The 19,011-nt window shown below is 70.5% G+C and carries 17 protein-coding genes and 1 pseudogene; 13 read left to right on the forward strand and 5 right to left on the reverse strand.

Annotated features, from left to right (window positions below; translation table 11 throughout):
* Nucleotides 1–283: 283 nt before the first annotated feature.
* On the forward strand, nt 284–1,096 hold the full coding sequence (locus O7621_RS15990; RefSeq protein ID WP_282230010.1) for an inositol monophosphatase family protein: 813 nt from the start codon (nt 284–286) through the stop codon (nt 1,094–1,096).
* Nucleotides 1,097–1,107: 11 nt separating this feature from the next.
* On the opposite strand, the gene O7621_RS15995 is transcribed toward O7621_RS15990, so the two are convergent.
* The gene (locus tag O7621_RS15995; protein ID WP_123604460.1) at nt 1,108–1,641 is read right to left on the reverse strand and encodes a LytR C-terminal domain-containing protein; all 534 of its coding nucleotides are present in this window, start codon (nt 1,639–1,641) and stop codon (nt 1,108–1,110) included.
* Between the two features lie 420 nt (nt 1,642–2,061).
* Here O7621_RS15995 and O7621_RS16000 point away from each other — a divergent pair, with 420 nt between their 5' ends.
* On the forward strand, nt 2,062–2,358 hold the full coding sequence (locus O7621_RS16000; RefSeq protein ID WP_123600728.1) for a DUF4193 domain-containing protein: 297 nt from the start codon (nt 2,062–2,064) through the stop codon (nt 2,356–2,358).
* A 95-nt stretch (nt 2,359–2,453) separates the two neighbouring features.
* Nucleotides 2,454–3,278, forward strand: a complete 825-nt coding sequence (locus O7621_RS16005) for a hypothetical protein (protein WP_282230011.1) — start codon at nt 2,454–2,456, stop codon at nt 3,276–3,278.
* Between the two features lie 7 nt (nt 3,279–3,285).
* Here the strand turns inward: O7621_RS16005 and O7621_RS16010 are convergent, their stop codons facing one another.
* Entirely contained in the window at nt 3,286–3,843 is a 558-nt protein-coding gene (locus tag O7621_RS16010; RefSeq protein WP_282230012.1) for a DUF3093 domain-containing protein, read from the reverse strand.
* A gap of 100 nt (nt 3,844–3,943) precedes the next feature.
* Here O7621_RS16010 and dut point away from each other — a divergent pair, with 100 nt between their 5' ends.
* The 4 genes from dut (at nt 3,944) to O7621_RS16030 (ending at nt 6,396) form a co-directional block, all read left to right on the forward strand.
* Entirely contained in the window at nt 3,944–4,441 is a 498-nt protein-coding gene (gene dut, locus O7621_RS16015) for a dUTP diphosphatase (protein WP_278168153.1), read from the forward strand.
* 31 nt (nt 4,442–4,472) lie between these two features.
* Nucleotides 4,473–5,111 carry a DUF3710 domain-containing protein gene (locus O7621_RS16020; RefSeq protein ID WP_282230013.1) on the forward strand — a complete coding sequence of 213 codons (639 nt, stop codon included), beginning with the start codon at nt 4,473–4,475 and terminating at the stop codon, nt 5,109–5,111.
* 171 nt (nt 5,112–5,282) lie between these two features.
* Nucleotides 5,283–5,663 (forward strand): OB-fold nucleic acid binding domain-containing protein, encoded by a 381-nt coding sequence (locus tag O7621_RS16025; RefSeq protein ID WP_278168155.1) that lies wholly within the window; start codon nt 5,283–5,285, stop codon nt 5,661–5,663.
* Between the two features lie 49 nt (nt 5,664–5,712).
* A complete protein-coding gene (locus O7621_RS16030) occupies nt 5,713–6,396 on the forward strand; it encodes a DUF3159 domain-containing protein (protein ID WP_282230014.1) in 684 nt (227 codons plus the stop codon).
* 29 nt (nt 6,397–6,425) lie between these two features.
* On the opposite strand, the gene O7621_RS16035 is transcribed toward O7621_RS16030, so the two are convergent.
* Together O7621_RS16035 and O7621_RS16040 are read right to left on the reverse strand one after the other, a co-directional pair.
* On the reverse strand, nt 6,426–7,160 hold the full coding sequence (locus tag O7621_RS16035) for a TrkA family potassium uptake protein (RefSeq protein WP_282230015.1): 735 nt from the start codon (nt 7,158–7,160) through the stop codon (nt 6,426–6,428).
* Nucleotides 7,160–7,825: a TrkA family potassium uptake protein gene (locus O7621_RS16040; RefSeq protein WP_278168158.1), complete on the reverse strand. Its 666-nt coding sequence runs from the start codon at nt 7,823–7,825 to the stop codon at nt 7,160–7,162. Before O7621_RS16040 ends, O7621_RS16035 begins: the two co-directional genes overlap by 1 nt.
* 175 nt (nt 7,826–8,000) lie before the next feature.
* On the opposite strand from O7621_RS16040, the gene O7621_RS16045 reads away from it, so the two are divergent.
* From O7621_RS16045 to dxs, 3 genes are all read left to right on the forward strand, one after another.
* Complete coding sequence (locus O7621_RS16045; RefSeq protein WP_282230016.1) at nt 8,001–10,127, forward strand: APC family permease; 2,127 nt, start codon at nt 8,001–8,003, stop codon at nt 10,125–10,127.
* A 22-nt stretch (nt 10,128–10,149) separates the two neighbouring features.
* Nucleotides 10,150–11,463, forward strand: a complete 1,314-nt coding sequence (locus tag O7621_RS16050) for a TRAM domain-containing protein (RefSeq protein ID WP_282230017.1) — start codon at nt 10,150–10,152, stop codon at nt 11,461–11,463.
* Between the two features lie 205 nt (nt 11,464–11,668).
* Nucleotides 11,669–13,660 carry a 1-deoxy-D-xylulose-5-phosphate synthase gene (gene dxs, locus O7621_RS16055; RefSeq protein WP_282230018.1) on the forward strand — a complete coding sequence of 664 codons (1,992 nt, stop codon included), beginning with the start codon at nt 11,669–11,671 and terminating at the stop codon, nt 13,658–13,660.
* A gap of 294 nt (nt 13,661–13,954) precedes the next feature.
* Here dxs and O7621_RS16060 read toward each other — a convergent pair whose 3' ends face one another.
* Nucleotides 13,955–16,369, reverse strand: a complete 2,415-nt coding sequence (locus O7621_RS16060; RefSeq protein ID WP_282230019.1) for a non-reducing end alpha-L-arabinofuranosidase family hydrolase — start codon at nt 16,367–16,369, stop codon at nt 13,955–13,957.
* A gap of 1,055 nt (nt 16,370–17,424) precedes the next feature.
* Here O7621_RS16060 and O7621_RS16065 point away from each other — a divergent pair.
* The 3 genes and pseudogenes from O7621_RS16065 (at nt 17,425) to O7621_RS16075 (ending at nt 19,001) form a co-directional block, all read left to right on the forward strand.
* Nucleotides 17,425–17,751, forward strand: a complete 327-nt coding sequence (locus O7621_RS16065) for a LacI family DNA-binding transcriptional regulator (protein ID WP_282230020.1) — start codon at nt 17,425–17,427, stop codon at nt 17,749–17,751.
* A gap of 214 nt (nt 17,752–17,965) precedes the next feature.
* A pseudogene (locus tag O7621_RS16070) lies at nt 17,966–18,397 on the forward strand (substrate-binding domain-containing protein); the annotation flags it as partial.
* The gene (locus tag O7621_RS16075) at nt 18,315–19,001 is read left to right on the forward strand and encodes a response regulator transcription factor (protein ID WP_282230021.1); all 687 of its coding nucleotides are present in this window, start codon (nt 18,315–18,317) and stop codon (nt 18,999–19,001) included. The pseudogene O7621_RS16070 and the gene O7621_RS16075, both read left to right, overlap by 83 nt.
* Nucleotides 19,002–19,011: the final 10 nt, after the last annotated feature.

A 19,011-nucleotide genomic window follows, 5' to 3' on the forward strand; every position in this document is an offset into this window, starting at 1 on the left:
GTCCCCCCCGCGACCGCTCCACCGGCCGGACCGGCTGACCGTGACACGAGGGCAGGCGTGAATTGTAACGCCGTTTGTGGGGATCATCCCGCCACGCGCGAGCCAGCCGCCGGTCGGGGGCCACCGACATGGAACGAACGTGGACTTTGACAGGATGTTACCCCTGCCGTACGGGTGATTGTCGCTGACCACCCGGCCGAGGCGGCCACCCGGTCCCCGGCTGGCCCTTCGCGGGTCCGTCAGCGGGGTCGGCGACCGGGCGTACGGCGGAGGAGGGGAGACGATGGCGGAGCGGACACCCGAACCGGACCACCTGTTGGAGATCGCGGTCGACGTCGCGCGGGCGGCGGCGCGTACCGCGGCCGAGATGCGCCGGGCCGGGGTATCCGGGCTGGCCACCAAGAGCACCGCGACCGACGTGGTCACCGCCGCGGACCGGGCGGTCGAACGGCAGGCCGTCGCGGCGCTGCGCGAGCGGCGCCCGACCGACTCCGTGCTGGGCGAGGAGTACGGAGACTCCGCTCCGGCCGGGGGGCGGGTGCGGTGGATCCTCGACCCGATCGACGGCACGGTGAACTACCTGTACGGGCTACCGAACTACGCCGTGTCGCTCGCCGCTGAGGTGGACGGCGAAGTGGTCGCCGGAGTGGTCCACAACGCCGCCACCGGGGCCGAGTGGACCGCCGTGCGGGGCGGCGGTGCCTACCGCGACGGGCGGCGGCTGACCGGCTCCGATCAGTCGGAGTTGGCTCAGGCGCTGGTCGCCACCGGATTCGGCTACGACTCGGCGCGTCGGGTACACCAGGCGCAGGTGCTCGTCGGCCTGATACCGCACGTGCGGGACATCCGCCGGTTCGGCGCGGCGGCGATCGACCTGTGCCTGGCCGCCGAGGGCCAGGTCGACGCGTACTTCGAAAAGGGGCTCAACCTCTGGGACCACGCGGCGGGGGGTCTGGTGGCGGCGGAGGCGGGTCTGCTGGTCGCTGGACTGGCCGGGGCTCCGGTCGGCCCACAGATGGTGGTGGCCGCCCCACCGGTGCTGTTCCCGGCGCTGCAGGGGCACCTGATCCGGCTGGACGCCGCCGGCGGGCCGTGAGGGCCGGGCGGTCAGTCCTCGGGCGCGGCGCAGGTCTGCGGCGGCAGCACCGGCTTGCCCAGTGCCGCCAGTGACTGGTTCACCTCGGTGGTGGTCGCCAGTTGCCGGAACGCGTTGCCGATGACCACGTCCACGATGTCGTCCTCGCGGGCCGGGTCGTACTCGGTCCTGGCCTGGTCGAGGAAGTACGCGCGCATCAGGTGGGCGGAGCCGACCGCCTCGGGGCCGTACCGCAGAACGGCCACGTCGTCGATCCGCCGGCCCTCCGGGTCGTTGGCCGCCTCCTCGATCTGGAAGTTGCGGTTGCTCAGATCGTCGGCGATGTTGGTGGCGAGCCCGCTGGTGTCGGTCGCATTGTAGACATTGAGTCGGACGTCCTTGGCCTCCCGTAGCTGGACGTCGGCCAGGGCCCAGCCGTCCGGGCAGGTGGTCGCGGTAGCCTCGCCACCCTGGCTGTCGCGGACCATCGCGACGATGACGAAGACCAGGGCGAACACGACAAGTCCGCCGATGACGACGAGCGCTCGTACGCGCGCAAAGCTCATGGATCTGGCCCCCTGCGAGGTGTGACGGTGCCGGGTGTCGGCCCGCCGCACTGGCGAGTACCGAGTATGCCCGCCGAGGTTAGCGGTTGTCCGGACGGCACGGTAAACAGCTCGCCGTCCGGCCGGCGTGCCGGCGCCGATCGGCCGGCGGGTACCCCTATCTTCGTGTCGCCTGAGTCACACTGGGAACAACTTCCGGTGTCTGGGCGTACATCAGTCCCACAAGGGCGGTATACATGCGTCGGCCAGAGAGGGGTAAGGTACCGCGCTCGCGGGGGGAGTTTCCTGCGGCAACCGCAAAACGGCGCAAAACGGGACGTTTCGCCGGGACGTGGTCCCACCAAGGCTCGCATGGGAACCGAAATACCGTCGTCCGGCGTTATCACCGGAAGCGACTGAACGATACGGGAGAGTGAACCGATGGCCACCGACTACGACGCTCCGCGTCGCGACGAGGTCGACCTCGGCGAGGACAGCCTGGAGGAGCTCAAGGCACGGCGCGTCGACTCACAGTCGGGCGCCGTCGATGTGGACGAAGCCGAGGTGGCCGAGAGCTTCGAGCTGCCCGGTGCCGACCTGGCGGACGAGGAACTGACGGTGAAGGTGCTGCCGATGCAGTCGGACGAGTTCCGCTGCGCGCGCTGCTTCCTGGTCCACCACCGCAGCCAACTCGCCGTCGAGCGCAACAACGAGCTGATCTGTCGCGAGTGCACCTGACGGCAAACGGGGGGAAGAGGGGGACACGCGGCGACCTCGACACGAGGTCGCCGCAGTCGCCGTGACCGCGTCCGGCCGTCGGCTCTGGAGGCAGCATGACCGATCCTGACCGTTCCGCGCCGGACGGCGACCGGGCCGGGACCGACCGGCTCGCCGCCACAGTGGCGGAACTGACCGGGGACGCGACTCCGCCGGTCGACCGGCGACGCCTGCTCGGACGGCTCGTGGAACAACTGCGTCGGCGCGGCGTGACTGAGCTGTTCAAGCCGGCGGCGGCGGGCCGGTGGCTGGTCCAGGCGGTGGCCGACGTCGCCCCGTACCTTCCGGTCCGCGACCTGGCCACGTTGCGCCGGCACCATCCGGACCTCGACGACGAGGAGCTGGCCGAGCGGTTGATCCGCAACGCCAGCCGGGTCAGCGCCGGGATCGGCGCGGCGGGTGGCGGTGTCTCGGCGGTCCAGTGGACCGTCACCCCGACCCTGCTGTCCGCGCCGGTACTGCTGGCGGCCGAGACTGTCGCCGTCGTGGCCGTGGAGCTCAAACTGGTCGGCGAGCTGCACCAGGTGTACGGCGTACCGGTGCCCGGCGTCGGCGCGGAGCGCGCCGTCAACATGATCCACGCCTGGGCCAACCAACGGGGCGTCAACCCGATGGTGCCCGGTGTCGGAGTGGGCGCGGTGCTCGGCACCGCGGCCCGTCGCGAGCTGGGTGAGCTGCTGCTTCGCCGGTTCGGCCGCAACCTCACCACCCTCGGGCCGTTCCTGACCGGCGCGGCGGTGGCCAGCTACCTCAACCGTCGGGCGACCCGGGCACTCGCCGACCGCGTCCGCGCCGACCTGCGTAGCCAGCGGCGGGCGCTCGGTCTGATGCATCCGCCGGCTCCACCGGCGATCGGGGGGGTGCGCCCACAGCCCGAATGATCCGGCCTCAGCGTGCCGGCGGCTCGCCGGTGGCGCCGCCAGCCGTCGGGCGGTCTCCGGTCGCGTCGGCTGCCTGGCTCTGCCGGGCGGCGCGGATCTCGTCGGCCAACCGGACCGGATCCCGGGTGCTCACCACCCAGTACGGCGTGGGGTCCGCCGGATCGTTCAGCACGACCTGTACGGCGCCGGCGATCCACGGCCGTTGGATGACGAACGCCAGCGGGTCGGCGCCTACTCCGAGCAGTTCCCGGCGCCCATCCCCGTCCAGGGCGACGACCTCGGCCACGTACCGCAGGGGAAGTCGGGCGTCGTCGACCTGGAGCTCGTCCGAGGTGACCCGGATCGGGATTCGCCCCAGCCACCACAAACCGGCGACGGTCGACGGCAGCAGCACGCTGAACGGCAGCCAGGCCCGGACCCCGGAGGTACCCATCCAGATCTCGGCCGCCAGGAAGGCGGCGAGCGTCGACCCGCCCACCCAGAGCCACCACGGCAGGCGGAGTCGCTCCCGGTAGTGCACGACGGCCCGGTACGGTGTGTCGGGTTCGGCGGAAGCGGATGCCACGTCATCCGAGGGTACGGGCCCGGCAGCGGGGTGTGTTCGGCGGCCTGTGGTCCGCAGGAGTCGTCCCGGTCGGTGGTGGCGGCGGAGAGGGTGGGGGTTCATGTCTGACACGGTGCGGGTGGCGGTACGCCGACTCGATCCGGGTCTGCCGGTGCCGGGCTACGCCCATCCCGGCGACGCCGGAGCCGATCTGTACGCCGCCGAGGACGCCGAGTTGGCGCCCGGCGCGCGGGCGCTGGTGCGTACCGGGGTGGCGGTCGCGTTGCCGGCCGGGTATGTCGGGCTGGTCCACCCTCGCTCCGGCCTCGCCGCGCGGCTGGGCGTCACCGTGCTGAACGCCCCCGGTACGGTCGACGCGGGCTACCGCGGTGAGATCCTGGTGAACCTGATCAACCACGATCTCTCCCGGCCGGCACGGATCTGTCGAGGTGACCGGATAGCGCAACTTGTGATACAACGCGTCGAAACAGCAGAGTTCTCTGTCGTTGACGAGTTGCCCGACTCGGCGCGAGGTTCCGCCGGGCACGGCTCGACCGGCGGCCATGCCGGCCTGTCCGTCGTGGCCCAGCCGACCCCGGCCGAACCGGCAGCCCGCTGACCGACGACAGCACATACGGAAGGTTGGCATCGTGGTCTTCTCCCGCGGCCGCGGGCGCGGCCGGCACGCCCAGGACGGACCCGTCGGTCCCGAGACCGACGACCTGGCGCCCGGCAACCCGACGCAGGGCCCGTACGACGTGACTGAGGCCCCGACCGGCGTCCGCCGGCTCGATCTGGGCAGCCTGCAGGTCCCCGCGATCGAAGGGGTCGAGGTCCGGGTCCAGGCCAACCCGGACGGGGCGATCCAGCAGGTGGTCCTCGCCAACCGGGGCAGCGCCCTGCAGCTCGGGGTCTTCGCCGCACCGCGTACCGAGGGCATCTGGGACGAGGTGCGCGTCGAGATCACCGAATCGCTGCGCCGCGACGGGGCGACTGTCCGGGAGGCCGTCGGCGAGTACGGACCTGAGCTGCTGGCCCAGGTGCGTACCCCCGACGGCGGCACTGATTTGCGGTTCGTTGGCATCGACGGACCACGCTGGATGGTACGGGCGCTGTTCCAGGGCCCGGCCGCCGTCGACCCGGCGGCCGCCGCGACGCTGACCGAGGTGCTGCACGGTCTGGTCGTCAACCGCGGCCAGGAGGCCAAGCCGGTACGCGAACCGTTGCCGCTGCGACTGCCCCGCGAGCTCGCCGAGCAGGCGCGGCAGTCGCCGCCGGCCACGCCGTAGCGCGCCGCCGCCCCCGCCGCCCGCCGTGGCGGCACCGGCGGGCCGGGCCCACCGATCGGCCGGGCGCACCGGTCAGTTGGCCGGTGCCGGTCGCGGCGTACCCTGGTGGGGCGGTCCGCACCCGACGTGGGTCCGCGCCGCACCGGCGACGTCGAGGAGAGGCAGACGGTCATGGCGATCGATGAACGCCGTCCGTCGCTGCGCCGGTTCCTGCGCCGGCTCGCCGCCACCGAAGCCGAGCTGGACGCCGAACAGCTACAGCGGGAGAGCGCCGAGTGCGGAGCTACCCCCGCCGGGCAGTGCCACCGCGGCGAGGTTGTCTCGGTCTCCGGTCGGCTCCGTACCGTGGTCTACTGCCCTCGGACCAACCTGCCGAGCCTGGAGGCCGACCTCTACGATGGTAGCGACGTCGTCACCCTGGTCTGGCTGGGCCGGCGACGGATCGCCGGTATCGAACCAGGCCGCCAGCTCACCGCCCGCGGTCGGGTCGCGGTTCGCGACGACCGTAAGGTGATTTACAACCCGCACTACGAGTTGGAATCCCCCCGGTGAGCCGGCCGGTCACGTCCGGCGCCGCCACCAACGAAGGAAGGCGGTGCCAATGACCTCTGGACAGCACCCCCCGGCAGCCGGCAATGACGACGAGGAACGCCTGCCGAGCATCACCGAGCAGATGGCCGAGCAGCTCGGCGGCTGGCGTGGGCTCGTCGAGTCGAGCGTGCCGATCGCCGTCTTCGTGGTCTGCAACGTCATCTGGGACCTGTCGGTGGCGCTGATCGCCGCGGTGAGTGTCGCGGTCGGTATCGCGGTGGTCCGGCTGCTGCAGCGCCGTCCGATCCGGCACGCGGTCAACGGGCTGTTCGGCATCGGCATCGGTGCCCTGCTCGCCTGGCGGACCGGCGAGGAACGCGACTTCTACCTGCCCGGCATCCTGTACGGCATCGGCTACGGACTGGCTCTGCTCGGCTCGGTGGTGATCCGCCAACCGCTGGTCGGCTGGATCTGGTCGGTGCTCGCGGCAGGTGGCCGCGCCGAGTGGCGCGCCGACCCCGTGCTGATCCGCACCTTCAACCGGCTGACCGTGCTCTGGGGCGTCGTCTGGCTGCTCAAAGTCGGTGTACAGGCCGGCTTCTACGTCGCGTCGATGGAGACCGCGCTGGGCGTCTCCCGGCTGCTGCTCGGCTATCCGCCGTACGCGGTGCTGCTGGCGATCACCATCTGGGTGGTCCGTCGGGTCAACCGTGAGCGCCACGACTCCGGACCGGTGCTGGCCGCCTCGAACTGACGGCCGCCCGTCCGCTGGCTGGCCGGGGTTCAGTCCTGCGGTGGGGGTTGCTCGTCGCGGACCGGCGCTGGCGGCTGCTCGCCGCGCCGGGTGCGGGCCACGCTGTCCGCCCCGAGGACCACCGCCCGGACGTCGTCCTCCACCTCAGCGGTGCAGACGAAGACGAGTTCGTCACCGGGTTCGAGCGGGTCGTCCGGGCCGGGGGTCAGTACCCGCTTGCCACGGACGATCGCCACCAGGGCGGAGTCGCGGGGCAGCGGCACGGTGCGGACGGCATGTCCGACGTACGGGGCGTCGGTCGGCAGGGTGATCTCCACCAGGTTCGCCTCACCCTGTCGGAAGGTCATCAGCCGAACCAGGTCGCCAACCGTCACCGCCTCCTCGACCAGCGCCGCCATCACCCGTGGCTTGCTGACCGCCACGTCGACGCCCCACTGCTCGGTGAACAGCCATTCGTTCTCGGCCCGGTTCACCCGTGCCACCACCCGGGGGACGCTGAACTCCGTCTTGGCCAGCAGCGAGACCACCAGGTTCACCTTGTCGTCGCCGGTGGCCGCGACGACCACGTCGTACGTGCTCAGCTCGACGTCCTCCAAGCTGGCCACCTCGCACGCGTCGGCCAACACCCAGTCGGCCTCCGGCACCCGGTCCGGCAGGAACAGTGCGGGATTACGTTCGACGAGGGTCACCTGATGGCCGTTGCCGATCAACTCCTGGGCGATGGACCGGCCGACGTTGCCGGCACCCGCGATGGCCACCCGCATCACCGTGCTCCTTCCGGCAGGCTGCTGGCGGTCAACGTGACGGCGTCGGCGATGTCGTCGGTGACCAGCATGAAGACCTGGTCACCCTCCTGCAGCACGGTGGACGGGGTCGGCAGCGTGCCGATTCCGAACCGCATCAGGTACGCCGCCCGGGTGCCGGCCGCCCGCTCCAGCGCCTGCAGCGGCCGCCCGATCCACTCCCGGTGCAGCGGCACCTCGACGATCGACACCGTGCTGGTCGGGTCCCGGAAGATCTCCACGTGTCCTTCGGGTACCAGGTGCCGCAGCATCCGGTCGGCGGTCCACCGTACGGTCGCCACCGTCGGGATGCCGAGCCGTTCGTAGACCTCGGCCCGCCGCTGGTCGTAGATGCGGGCGGCGACCCGGGACACGCCGAACGTCTCGCGGGCCAGCCGGGCCGAGATGATGTTGGAGTTGTCGCCGCTGGAGACCGCCGCGAACGCGTCGGCCTGCTCGATCCCGGCGGACTGCAGCACGTCGCGGTCGTAGCCGGAGCCGGTGACCCGGGTGCCGGCGAAGTCGTTGGGCAGCCGACGGAACGCGTTGGCGTCCTTGTCGATCACCGCGACCGAGTGGCCGCGGTCCTCCAGGTTGTGTGCCAGGGTCGAGCCGACCCGGCCGCAACCCATGATCACCACGTGCACCTGAGCCCTCCCGCTGGGCGATCCGTCGGACGCGTGCCGGTACGGTCGCCACGCTCACCTGCCAGCCTGCCACGCGGCGGCCGGATGACGCGCCGACCGTACCGTGCCGGCGGGCCGGCCGCGTGATCAGCCACCCGGATTCGTCGGGAGCCGGACGGCCGTACCCTTAGCGCTTGTGGCCAGTCCGACCTCCCTGATCAAACGGCTGCTGCTGGGCCGGCCGTTCCGGTCCGACCGGCTCCAGCACACCCTGCTGCCCAAGCGGGTGGCGCTGCCGGTCTTCTCGTCCGACGCGCTCTCCTCGGTGGCGTACGCGCCGGACGAGATCCTGCTGACCCTGTCCATCGCCGGGGCGGCCGCGTTCGTCTACTCGCCGTGGGTCACTCTGGCGGTGGCGGTGGTGATGGTCACCGTGGTCGCCAGCTACCGGCAGAACGTGCACGCCTACCCGTCGGGCGGCGGCGACTACGAGGTGGCCAGCGTCAACCTCGGTCCTCGGTTCGGCGTCGGGGTGGCCAGCGCCCTGCTGATCGACTACGTACTCACTGTCGCCGTCTCGGTCGCCTCCGGGGTGGCCAACCTCGGCTCGGTGTTGCCGTTCGTGGCCGAGCACAAGGTGCCGGTGGCGGTGGCGGCCATCGTGGCGCTCACCGCCCTCAACCTGCGCGGGGTGCGGGAATCCGGGCGGATGTTCGCCGTACCGACGTACGGCTTCGTCATCGTGATCACCGCGGTGATCGCCACCGGCCTGATCCGGATCTTCATCCTCGGACACGACCTGCGCGCGCCCAGCGCGGACCTGGTCATCGCCGCCGAGTGGGTCGACCTGACCGGCTTCGCGATGGCGTTCCTGCTGCTGCGGGCCTTCTCGTCGGGCTGCGCGGCGTTGACCGGGGTGGAGGCGATCTCCAACGGCGTGCCGGCGTTTCGCCCACCGAAGAGCCGCAACGCGGCCACCACCCTGGTGCTGCTCGGCGCGCTGTCGGTGGCCATGATCGCCGGGATCATCTGGCTGGCCCAGCTCACCGGGCTGCAGTTCGTGGAGAACCCGGCGCTGCAGATCGAGTCCGGCCCGGACGGCTACGTGCAGAAGACGGTGGTGGCCCAGCTGGCCGAGACCGTCTTCGGCTCCGGTGTGCTGCTCTTCGTCGCCGCCGGGGTGACCGCGCTGATCCTGTTCCTCGCCGCGAACACCGCGTTCAGCGGATTCCCGGTGCTCGGCTCGATCCTCGCCCAGGACCGGTACCTGCCCCGCCAGCTGCACACCCGGGGCGACCGGCTGGCGTTCAGCAACGGCATCCTGTTCCTCGCCGGCTTCGCGATCGTGCTGACCGTGGTGCTTCAGGCCGAGGTGACCCGGCTGATTCAGCTCTACATCGTCGGAGTGTTCGTCTCGTTCACCCTGTCCCAGGCCGGCATGCTGCGGCACTGGAACCGGCGACTGCGTACCGAGCGGGACCCGGCGGTACGTCGTCGGATGCACCGGGCGCGGGCGATCAACGGGTTCGGCATGACGCTGACCGGCGCCGTCCTGGTCGTCGTGCTGGTCACCAAGTTCGCCCTCGGCGCGTGGATCGCGATCGCCGCGATGGCCGGCGTGTACGCGCTGATGCTGGGCATCCGCCGGCACTACGACACGGTGGCCCGGGAACTCACCCCGGCCGAGGGTCGGCCGGTGCTGCCCGCCCGCAACCACGCCGTGGTGCTGGTCAGCAAGGTCCACCTGCCGACGCTGCGGGCGGTCGCGTACGCCCAGGCCACCCGCCCGGACTCGCTGGCCGCGCTCACCGTACGGGTCGACGACGCGGACACCCGCGCGGTGCAGGCCGAGTGGGACCGCCGTGAGCTGCCGGTGCCGCTGACCGTGGTCGACTCGCCGTACCGGGAGATCACCCGGCCGATCATCGACTACGTCAAGTCGGTGCGTCGCGACGCACCGCGCGACGTGGTCACCGTGTTCATCCCCGAGTACGTGGTCGGCCACTGGTGGGAGAACCTGCTGCACAACCAGAGCGCGCTGCGGCTCAAGGGCCGGCTGCTGTTCGAACCGGGGGTGATGGTGACCAGCGTCCCATGGCAGTTGGCGTCGAGCGTCGGCCGGGACCTGAGCCGGTACGACGAGTCGCTCAGTCGCGGCCCGGCGCGCGGTCCGCGCCCGATGCCCACTGATCCGGTCGACCCGGTCGACCCGGACGATCTGGCTGTCGCGTCCGATCCGGCCGGGCCGACGGTGCCGGCGAATCCCACCGCGTCGGGCGGCCAGCGGCCGGCATCGGAGGGGCAGGTGCGCGGTGACCGGTGACGTGGTGAGTTCAGCAGAGGCCGTGAGCTCAGCACGGGCCGACCTGGCGGAAGGCGATCGGACGACGGTACGGGTGGGCGCTGTGGCACACGGCGGGCACTGCGTCGCCCGGGTCGACGGCCAGGTGGTATTCGTCCGGCACGCCCTGCCGGGCGAACTGGTCACCATCGAGATCACCGAGACGCACCGGGGCTACCTGCGCGGTGACGCGGTGACCGTGCACGAACCGGCCCCGGACCGGGTCGAGCCGCCCTGCCGGTACGCCGGCCCCGGCCGCTGCGGGGGCTGCGACCTGCAGCATGTCACCGTGGCCGGTCAGCTGGCCTGGAAGGAGGCGGTGGTCCGGGAGCAGCTGCGACGGCTCGGTGGGCTGACCGAGGCCGAGGTCGACAGGTTGGCGCCGCAGGTCCGGCCGCTGCCGGGCGGACCGCTCGGCTGGCGGACCCGGGTGCGCTACACCGTCGACGCCGCGGACCGGGCCGGCCTGCTCAAGCACCGGTCACACGAGGTGGTACCGGTGGACCGCTGCCTGATCGCCCACCCGACCGTGCAGGCGGCACCCGTGGTGCCGGCCAGCGGACGTCGGTGGCCGGGTGTCGACGCGGTCGAGGTGGTCGCCTCGGCCGCCGGCGAGGTCGTCGTCACCCCGGTCGGCGGGTCGGCACAGGCGTCCCGGTCGGCGGGGACGTCCGGCGCTGGGTCCGGTGCGCAGTCGGAGCTGCCCGGTGCGGCGTCCCACACGCTGTCCGGTCCGGTGACGCAGATCACCGAATCCGCCGCCGGCCGCCGCTGGCAGTTGCCGGCCGGGGCGTTCTGGCAGGTGCACCCGGCGGCCGCCGATACCCTGGTCACCTCGGTGCTGGACCTGCTGCGTCCCCGTCCCGGTGAGTCGGCGTGGGACCTGTTCGGCGGTGCCGGTCTGTTCGCCGCCGCGGTGGCCGGCCGGACGGGGCCGCACGGGCGGGTCACGATGGTCGAATCGTCGGCCGCCGGGGTGGCTGCGGCCCGGCTCAACCTGGCCGACCTGCCCCGGATCGAGGTGGTCGGGGCCCGGGTGGAGACGGCGCTGACCCGCCGCCGGATCACCGGACCGGTCGACCTGGTGGTGCTCGATCCACCCCGGGCCGGTGCGGGCGCCCGGGTGGTCGCCGGGATCGCAGCGGCCACCCGGCGGGCCATCGCCTACGTTGCCTGCGACCCGGCCGCGCTCGCCCGGGACGTGCGCACCTTCCGCGACCTCGGCTGGTCGCTGACGGCGTTGCACGGCTACGACTGCTTCCCGATGACCCGGCACGTCGAGTGTGTCGCCCTGCTCACTCCGGCCGCCGGTCGATGACCCCGGTCGGACGGCTCCGCCGGCAGGCCACGCATCGGCCCGTCGGCGGGCCGCACGTCGACTGGTCGGCGGCGCTGCGCAGCGGCGCGATCCCGATAGACTCTGCGGTCATGGGCGGACGCCGTACGCGGGCCGGAGCGTACGCCGCCGCCGGGTAGCCGCCCAGCGCCGCACATCGGCGTGCGCCGGGCAGTTGGGAGCGAAATTGAGCCAGGTAGAGGCAGGATCCGACGGCCGCTTGCTGGCCACCGTCCGCACACCTCAGGACGTCAAGCGGCTCTCCGCCGACGAGTTGGCGGTGCTGTCCGCCGAGATCCGTGACTTCCTGGTCGCCAAGGTGTCCCGCACCGGCGGGCACCTGGGACCCAACCTCGGTGTGGTGGAGCTGACCATCGCCATGCACCGGGTCTTCGACTCACCCCGGGACCGGTTCCTGTTCGACACCGGTCACCAGGCGTACGTGCACAAGATCCTGACCGGCCGGCAGGCCGCCTTCGACCAGCTCCGCCAGCGCGGTGGCCTGTCCGGCTATCCGAGCCAGGCCGAGAGCGAGCACGACCTGATCGAGAACTCGCACGCCTCCACCGCATTGTCCTATGCGGATGGTCTGGCCAAGGCGTACGCGTTGCGCGGCGAGGCGCGCAGCGTGGTCGCCGTCGTCGGTGACGGGGCGCTGACCGGCGGCATGTGCTGGGAGGCGCTGAACAACATCGCCGGTGCCCGCAATCCGCTGGTCATCGTGGTCAACGACAACGGCCGCTCGTACGCGCCGACCATCGGCGGTCTGGCCGACCATCTGGCGGCGCTGCGGCTGAACCCCGGCTACGAGAAGGTCCTCGACCTGGTCAAGGACACCCTCGGCGCCACCCCGATGGTCGGCCGGCCGATGTACGAGGTGCTGCACGCGGTCAAGAAGGGCATCAAGGACGCGGTCGCGCCGCAGACCATGTTCGAGGATCTCGGTATCAAGTACGTCGGCCCGATCGACGGGCACGAGCTGGCCGCCGTCGAGTCGGCGTTGCAGCGGGCCAAGGGTTTCGGCGGGCCGGTCATCGTGCACGTGGTGACCCGCAAGGGGTACGGCTACCGGCCGGCCGAGGAGGACGAGGCCGACTGCCTGCATGGTCCGAGCAGCGCTTTCGACGTGGAGACCGGCAAGCTGCTGGCCGCGCCGGCGGTGAAGTGGACCCACGTCTTCGCCGACGAGTTGGTGGCGGTCGCCGACGAGCGGCCCGACGTCGTCGGGATCACCGCGGCGATGGCCGAACCGACCGGCATCGCGTCGCTGGCCCGCAAGTACCCGCACCGGGTGTACGACGTCGGTATCGCCGAGCAGCACGCCACCACCTCGGCCGCCGGGCTGGCGATGGGCGGGCTGCACCCGGTCGTCGCGGTCTACGCGACGTTCCTCAACCGGGCCTTCGACCAGGTCCTGCTGGACGTGGCGATGCACAAGCTGCCGGTGACCTTCGTGCTGGACCGGGCCGGAGTGACCGGTCCGGACGGGCCCAGCCACTACGGCATCTGGGACATGTCGGTCTTCGGGGTGGTGCCAGGGCTGCGGATCGCCGCTCCTCGGGACGCGGCGACCCTGCGTGAGGAGCTACGCGAGGCGGTGGCGGTCGACGACGGCCCGACCCTGGTGCGCTTCCCGACCGGTTCGGTCGCCGCCGACCTGCCGGCGCTACGTCGGGTTGGCGGGGTCGACGTGCTGGCCGAGTCCGACCGGCGCGACGTGCTGCTGGTCGCCGTCGGCGCGTTCGGACACCTCGGCGTCGACGTGGCGGCCCGGGTCGCCGAGCAGGGCTACGGGGTGACCGTGGTCGACCCGCGCTGGGTCCGTCCGGTCGCCGCCGAGCTGGTCGAGCTCGCCGCCGCGCACCGGCTGGTGGTCACCGTCGAGGACGGGGTACGTACCGGCGGTGTCGGGGACGCCGTTGCCAAGGCGCTGCGCGATGCCGACGTGCCGGTGCCGCTGCGTGATCTCGGCGTACCGGCCGACTGGCATCCGCACGGCAGCCGGACGCAGATCCTCGCCGATCTGCGGCTGACCGCGCAGGACGTGGCGCGCGACGTGACCGGCTGGATCTCCGGGCTGGACGACCCGGACAACGACCCGCCGGCAGGCACGGGATTTGTCGGTGACGTTTCCGGCGAACGGTCCACCACCCGACGTGGTGCCGGCCGGCGCAGCTGAGCGTCGAGTCAGTCGCTCGCGCGCCGGTTCCCGCAAGCTCAGTCTGACGAAGCCTGACGGCGTGGGAACCCGCATGACCCTCACCCGGCCGGTATGACGGTCATGCGGGTTCGCTGGACAGCCGCGCCTGGGGATCCCAGCGAACGGCTGTCGTTCGGGGTTGATCCACTTCGCCTCATCGACTCGACACGCCGACACTGAGTCGGCTGGGCCGCATCCGATCACGCCTCACCGTGCGGCATGACGGGCGGGCCCGGCGTGGTGCCGGGCCCGCCGTCGTGCTGTGGGGGTGGGTCAGCGTTGCAGGGTGAGGACGCCGGGGCGGTAGGGCAGGAGGCCGTAGTCGCCGCCGGAGTTGGGGTCGCGTCCTTGGTAGAGCATTTGGAGGTTGCAGGGGTCGATGGTCATGGTCTGGTCGGCGTTGGTGCGGATGAGTTCGCCGTGGCTGATGTCGTTGGTCCAGGTGGCGCCGCTGTTGGCTTTGCCGGCGAAGGGGTTGTTCTCGCTGGTGGCGTTCGGGGTCCAGGTGCCGCTGAGGTTGGTGGTGGTGAAGGAGCGGAAGTAGCGGCCCTGGGAGCCGATGGCTTCGACGATCATGAGGTAGCGCTGTTGGCCTTGGAGTTTGTAGACCTGGACGCCTTCGAAGAGGTTGTTGGTGGTGTCGGTCATGATGGTGGTGTAGTTGGAGCCGAAGTTGCCGGGGAAGTTGCCGATGGGCATGCTGGCGCGGTAGATGCGGCCGTTGTCGCCGGCGAAGAAGAGGTACATGTTCTGGTCGTCGCCGATGAGTGCCTGGTCGATGGGTCCGGTGCCGGAGTTGCTGATGTTGCCGGTGAAGAGGGTTTGGTGGGCGGACCAGCTGTTGACGTTGGTGGGGTTGGTGGAGGTGCGGTAGGAGAAGGCGGGGCCGCCCCATTGGTAGGCGAGGATCCAGATGTTGCGGGGGGCGAAGTAGAACAGGCTGGGTGCGACGGCGGCGAAGGGCATGGCGTTCTGGCTGGCGGAGCCCATCTGGTTCCAGTTGTTGAACAGGCCGAAGTTCATTGAGCCCCAGCTGGTGCCGTGGTCGTGGTTGGTGGCGTAGACGAGGTGTTGGCCGTTGTAGGGGGCGTGGGTGAAGTCCTTCAACGACACCCAGCCGGAGCGGGGTTGGGCGAGTGCGCCGGTGGAGGTCCAGCGGTACGTCGACGGCAGGTTGCAGGTCGGTGGTGCGGTGGTCGGCGGCGCGGTCGTCGGCGGCGCGGTGGTCGGGTTGGGGTTCGGATTGCCGCCGACCCGGATCAACTGCCACTGCTGGTTGGCGCCGCCCCAGTCGTCGTACTGCACGACGGCGCCACCGTCGGCGGTCGACGCGCCCTGGACTTCGAGGGCCTTGTTGCTGTGCCGGCTGATCAGCCGGATGTAGCCGCCATCGGAGTCGGCCACCCGCCACTGCTGGTTGGTGCCGTTGAGGTCGCTCCACTGCACGATGGCCCCGCCGTTGGCGGTGGACCAGTTGTAGACGTCGAGCACCTTGCCCGAATGCCGGGCACGTAGCCGGTAGTAGCCGCCGCCGGAGTCGACGAACTGCCACTGCTGGTTGTTCCCACCCGACCTGGCGTACTGCTGGATACAGGCGTTGTCAGCGGTAGACACCCCACAGACGTCCAGCGCCTTGCCGCTGTTGCGGTTCACCACCTCGTAGTACGCACTCGGGTCGATCGGTCCGTTCGGTGGTGGCGTGGTCGGCGGTGCGGTGGTCGGCGGTGCGGTGGTGGGCGCCGGGGTGCCGCCGGCGTTGAGCGCGGCGAGGGTCGCGTCGTACGCCTGCTTTTTGTTGCCGTTGTTGTCGAACAGTAGTGGGGTGCCGTAGCTGCGCCAGGAGTCGCTGTCGCGGATGCCCCAGACGGTGATGCCGGTGCAGCGGGTGATGGCGAGGCAGTCGTTGACGACGCCGCGGAAGGCGTTGGCCTGGCTGCTGCCGGAGCCTTCGATGTCGAGTTCGGTGATCTGTACGTCGACGCCGAGGGCGGCGAAGCTGGACAGGGTGGTGCGGTAGTTCGAGGGGTAGGGGGACTGGGAGTTGAAGTGTGACTGCAGGCCGACGCAGTCGATGGGTACGCCGCGTTGTTTGAAGTCGCGGACGAGGTTGTAGGCGGCCTGGGTCTTGGCCCAGGACCAGTTGTCGATGTTGTAGTCGTTGTAGCAGAGTTTGGCGTCGGGGTCGGCGGCGCGGGCGGCGCGGAAGGCGGCTTCGATCCAGTCGTTGCCGGTGCGTTGGAGGTTGGAGTTGCGGCGGGCGCCGGAGTTGCCGTCTTCGAAGGCTTCGTTGACGACGTCCCAGGTGTGGATCTTGCCTCGGTAGTAGGAGGCGACGCGGGTGACGTGGTTGAGCATGGCCTGGCGGAGGGGGTTGCCTTCCATCTGTTGCATCCAGCCGGGTTGCTGGGAGTGCCAGGCGAGGGTGTGGCCGCGGACGGTCATGCCGCGGGAGATGGCGTGGTTGACGATGCGGTCGCCGTTGGTGAAGTTGAACTGGTTCTGTTGCGGCTCGGTGGCGTCGAGCTTCATCTCGTTCTCGGCGGTGACGCTGTTGAACTCCCGGTTGAGGATGTTCACGTAGGTCGAGTCGCTGAGCTTGTTGGCGGCGACGGCGGTGCCGAAGTAGCGGCCGGACTGGGCAGCGGCCGCCCCCAAAGTGCTTTCGGCCGCGCTGGCGAGATTCGGCATCAACGACACGGTCAGGACCATGACAAGCGTGGCGATGGTGGATGCCCAAAGCGTTCGGAACCGACGCCGGGCAGGACGGGTCTGGGAGATCATGCGGATCCTCCGACAGCGAAGTAGGACGATGTGTCACTCTTCAGGTGAGGGCTGGCCAGCGGCGATGCGTGTCCGTGGCCGGCGGGGGACGGTTGGTGACGCTAAGCGGGCGGCCAACCACACAGGTGGCGCGGAGAGTGCCGACTGCCGCCGGCGTCGGGCACCTGGGCAAGTTGGGGGAGCCGGTGGTGGGTGTTCGGGTGCCTCGGTGCTGAAGCACCATGCGGGTGACTCGGTCAAATCTGCTGTTTCGAACATGTCCTCCAAAGCCGGCTCGATGTTAGCGTTAACATGCTGATCGATGTATCTAGATTTTCAGAAACTTCCGGAGTTGGCAAGCGGTAGATTTCGGCCATGACGGCTCGTGGGTGTTGACCGCGTTGCCCGGCCTGTCGGCCCATGGTGCCCTCCCGGGGCCTCCTGGATCGGATCGGTGGCCTGGGTGTGCTTCCTCCTGAGCTGGACCTTTTTTATCGACCACAGTGGATACAAGTGGTTGTTGAGGGTGCCGGCGGAGGCAGCCGAGGTGCCGCGCGGCTCTGCCTTCTCGTGGGCACGTTGCCGGCGGCCTTCGCCGTGCGACCCCGTCGGACCTCGGAAACGGCTTGAGTTACCGGAAATGTTGCGGACAGTGTGCCCGTAGCGACCGGTCAGCCGTGGGTGCTGGGCCGTTGGCCGGCCCGGCGAGACTGCGTCGGCATACTCGGCCTCCATCGTGGTGAGTTGGTCACTGTGGAACTCAATGGGAATTGCGAGATGATGCTGATCTGCCACTTGGCGACCGAGTCCAACCAGCCGGACGAGAGCCCGTTGCGGTTGAGGGTGAGCGTCCTGCGGCTCGGGACGGTGCAGGAAGGAACCCGCGTCCCACAACATGGTGGTGAGGTTCCTGATCCGAGCGTGGTGTCCGACGGCCTCGATGGCTCGGGCGGTGACCGCCCGGGTTGGCAGGAGGGGCCAGATTGGCAGACGTCGAGTCGGGCGAACCGGTCACCGAACTGGGCCAACTGCTCGGCTACCCAGCGCGACCGGTGACGATCGCCGAGGCGGCGGGGGTGTCGATCCTGACCGTCTGCAAGGTCATCAATGGTCGGTCCAGCGTCGCGGCGGACCCCCGGAACCGGGTCGAGGCATTGAACAGCCAGTACGGATACCGCCGGCCATCGCCGGTCACCCGGAGCAACACGATGGAACTCGTCTCCGATCAGATCGAGGACGAGTCAGGGCTGCAGATCATCCGCGCGGCGTCGAACGGGCGGCCCGGCAACAGCGCGTCGGTGTCGTCCTGACCGGGTTCGGCCCGGAGCGCAACGCGATCCGATACTGGATCGACGGCACTCTCGCTCGCCGCCGGGACTGCCTGGTCAGGCTGGCCCAACTGGACGAGGGACAGCGCAGCCAGCTACGGGCCCGGGAGTTCCGTTCGTGGTGCTCGACCCCACCACCGCGCTGCCCGACGACGTACCGTTCGTCGCAGCGACGAACTGGGCCGGCGGTCTGCCCGGCCTGCGCATCCCATCGGACCGCAGCGTGGTGGGTTTCGACGATCTACCATTGGCTGAGCTGGTGGATCCTCCGCTGACCACCATCCACCAACCGCTGGTCGAGATGGCCACCACCGCCACCGAGTTGGCTCTCGCGAGAAGACCGGGCAAATTGGGTTGGAGCTGGCGACGACCCTGCCGGTACGGCAGAGTACCGCACCGCCGGCACCGGTGCTGTCCATGCGTCCGCCACGGGTGCCCACTGTTGACGGGCACGATTCGACTAGTTTGTGATTCATCCCAGCTGCTTCACACAGGCTTAACGTCGGCCTGCGCAGGGTGGGACCGGACGGGTACAGGAGGTCGCGGTGCGGGTACTGGTGGTCGAGGACGAGCGGAACCTCGCCGACGCGATCGTCCGTGGGCTGCGTCGGCAGGGCATGGCGGTTGATGTGGCGTACGACGGCTCCGCCGGTCACGAGATGGCCTTCGTGACCCGATACGACGTGGTGGTGCTCGACCGCGACCTGCCCGGCGTGCACGGTGACCAGATCTGCGCGGACCTGGTCAGCTCCGGCGCTCTCACCCGGGTGCTGATGCTGACCGCCAGCGGCACCGTCGCCGACCGAGTCGAAGGTCTGCAGTTGGGCGCCGACGACTACCTGCCGAAGCCGTTCGCGTTCACCGAGCTCGTCGCTCGGGTGCAGGCCCTCGGCCGGCGGGCCACCCCGGCGGCCCCGCCGGTGCTGACCATCGCAGACCTGACCGTCGACCCCGCCCGCCGGGTGGCCACCCGGGACGGCCAGCCGGTCGACCTCACCCGCAAGGAGTTCGGCGTGTTGGAGGAGCTGGTCAAGGCGCGCGGCGCGGTGGTCTCCAGCGAGGAGCTGCTGGAGCGGGTCTGGGACGCCAACACTGATCCGTTCACCACCACCGTACGGGTGACGGTTATGACGCTGCGCCGCAAGCTCGGGGAACCTCCGCTGATCGAGACCGTGGTCGGTGCCGGGTACCGGGTCGCCGGACCGGAGCTGCCCGACGAGGCGTACCAGTGAACCGGCTGCC

This window comes from Solwaraspora sp. WMMD937 (genome assembly GCF_029581175.1).
Classification (GTDB): Bacteria; Actinomycetota; Actinomycetes; order Mycobacteriales; family Micromonosporaceae; genus Micromonospora_E.

Coding starts and splice junctions, on each gene's coding strand:
- O7621_RS15990 (WP_282230010.1), top strand. CDS start 284: ATGGCGGAGCGGACACCCGAACCGGACCACCTGTTGGAGATCGCGGTC.
- O7621_RS15995 (WP_123604460.1), bottom strand. CDS start 1,641: ATGAGCTTTGCGCGCGTACGAGCGCTCGTCGTCATCGGCGGACTTGTC.
- O7621_RS16000 (WP_123600728.1), top strand. CDS start 2,062: ATGGCCACCGACTACGACGCTCCGCGTCGCGACGAGGTCGACCTCGGC.
- O7621_RS16005 (WP_282230011.1), top strand. CDS start 2,454: ATGACCGATCCTGACCGTTCCGCGCCGGACGGCGACCGGGCCGGGACC.
- dut (WP_278168153.1), top strand. CDS start 3,944: ATGTCTGACACGGTGCGGGTGGCGGTACGCCGACTCGATCCGGGTCTG.
- O7621_RS16025 (WP_278168155.1), top strand. CDS start 5,283: ATGGCGATCGATGAACGCCGTCCGTCGCTGCGCCGGTTCCTGCGCCGG.
- O7621_RS16030 (WP_282230014.1), top strand. CDS start 5,713: ATGACCTCTGGACAGCACCCCCCGGCAGCCGGCAATGACGACGAGGAA.
- O7621_RS16035 (WP_282230015.1), bottom strand. CDS start 7,160: ATGCGGGTGGCCATCGCGGGTGCCGGCAACGTCGGCCGGTCCATCGCC.
- O7621_RS16060 (WP_282230019.1), bottom strand. CDS start 16,369: ATGCCGAATCTCGCCAGCGCGGCCGAAAGCACTTTGGGGGCGGCCGCT.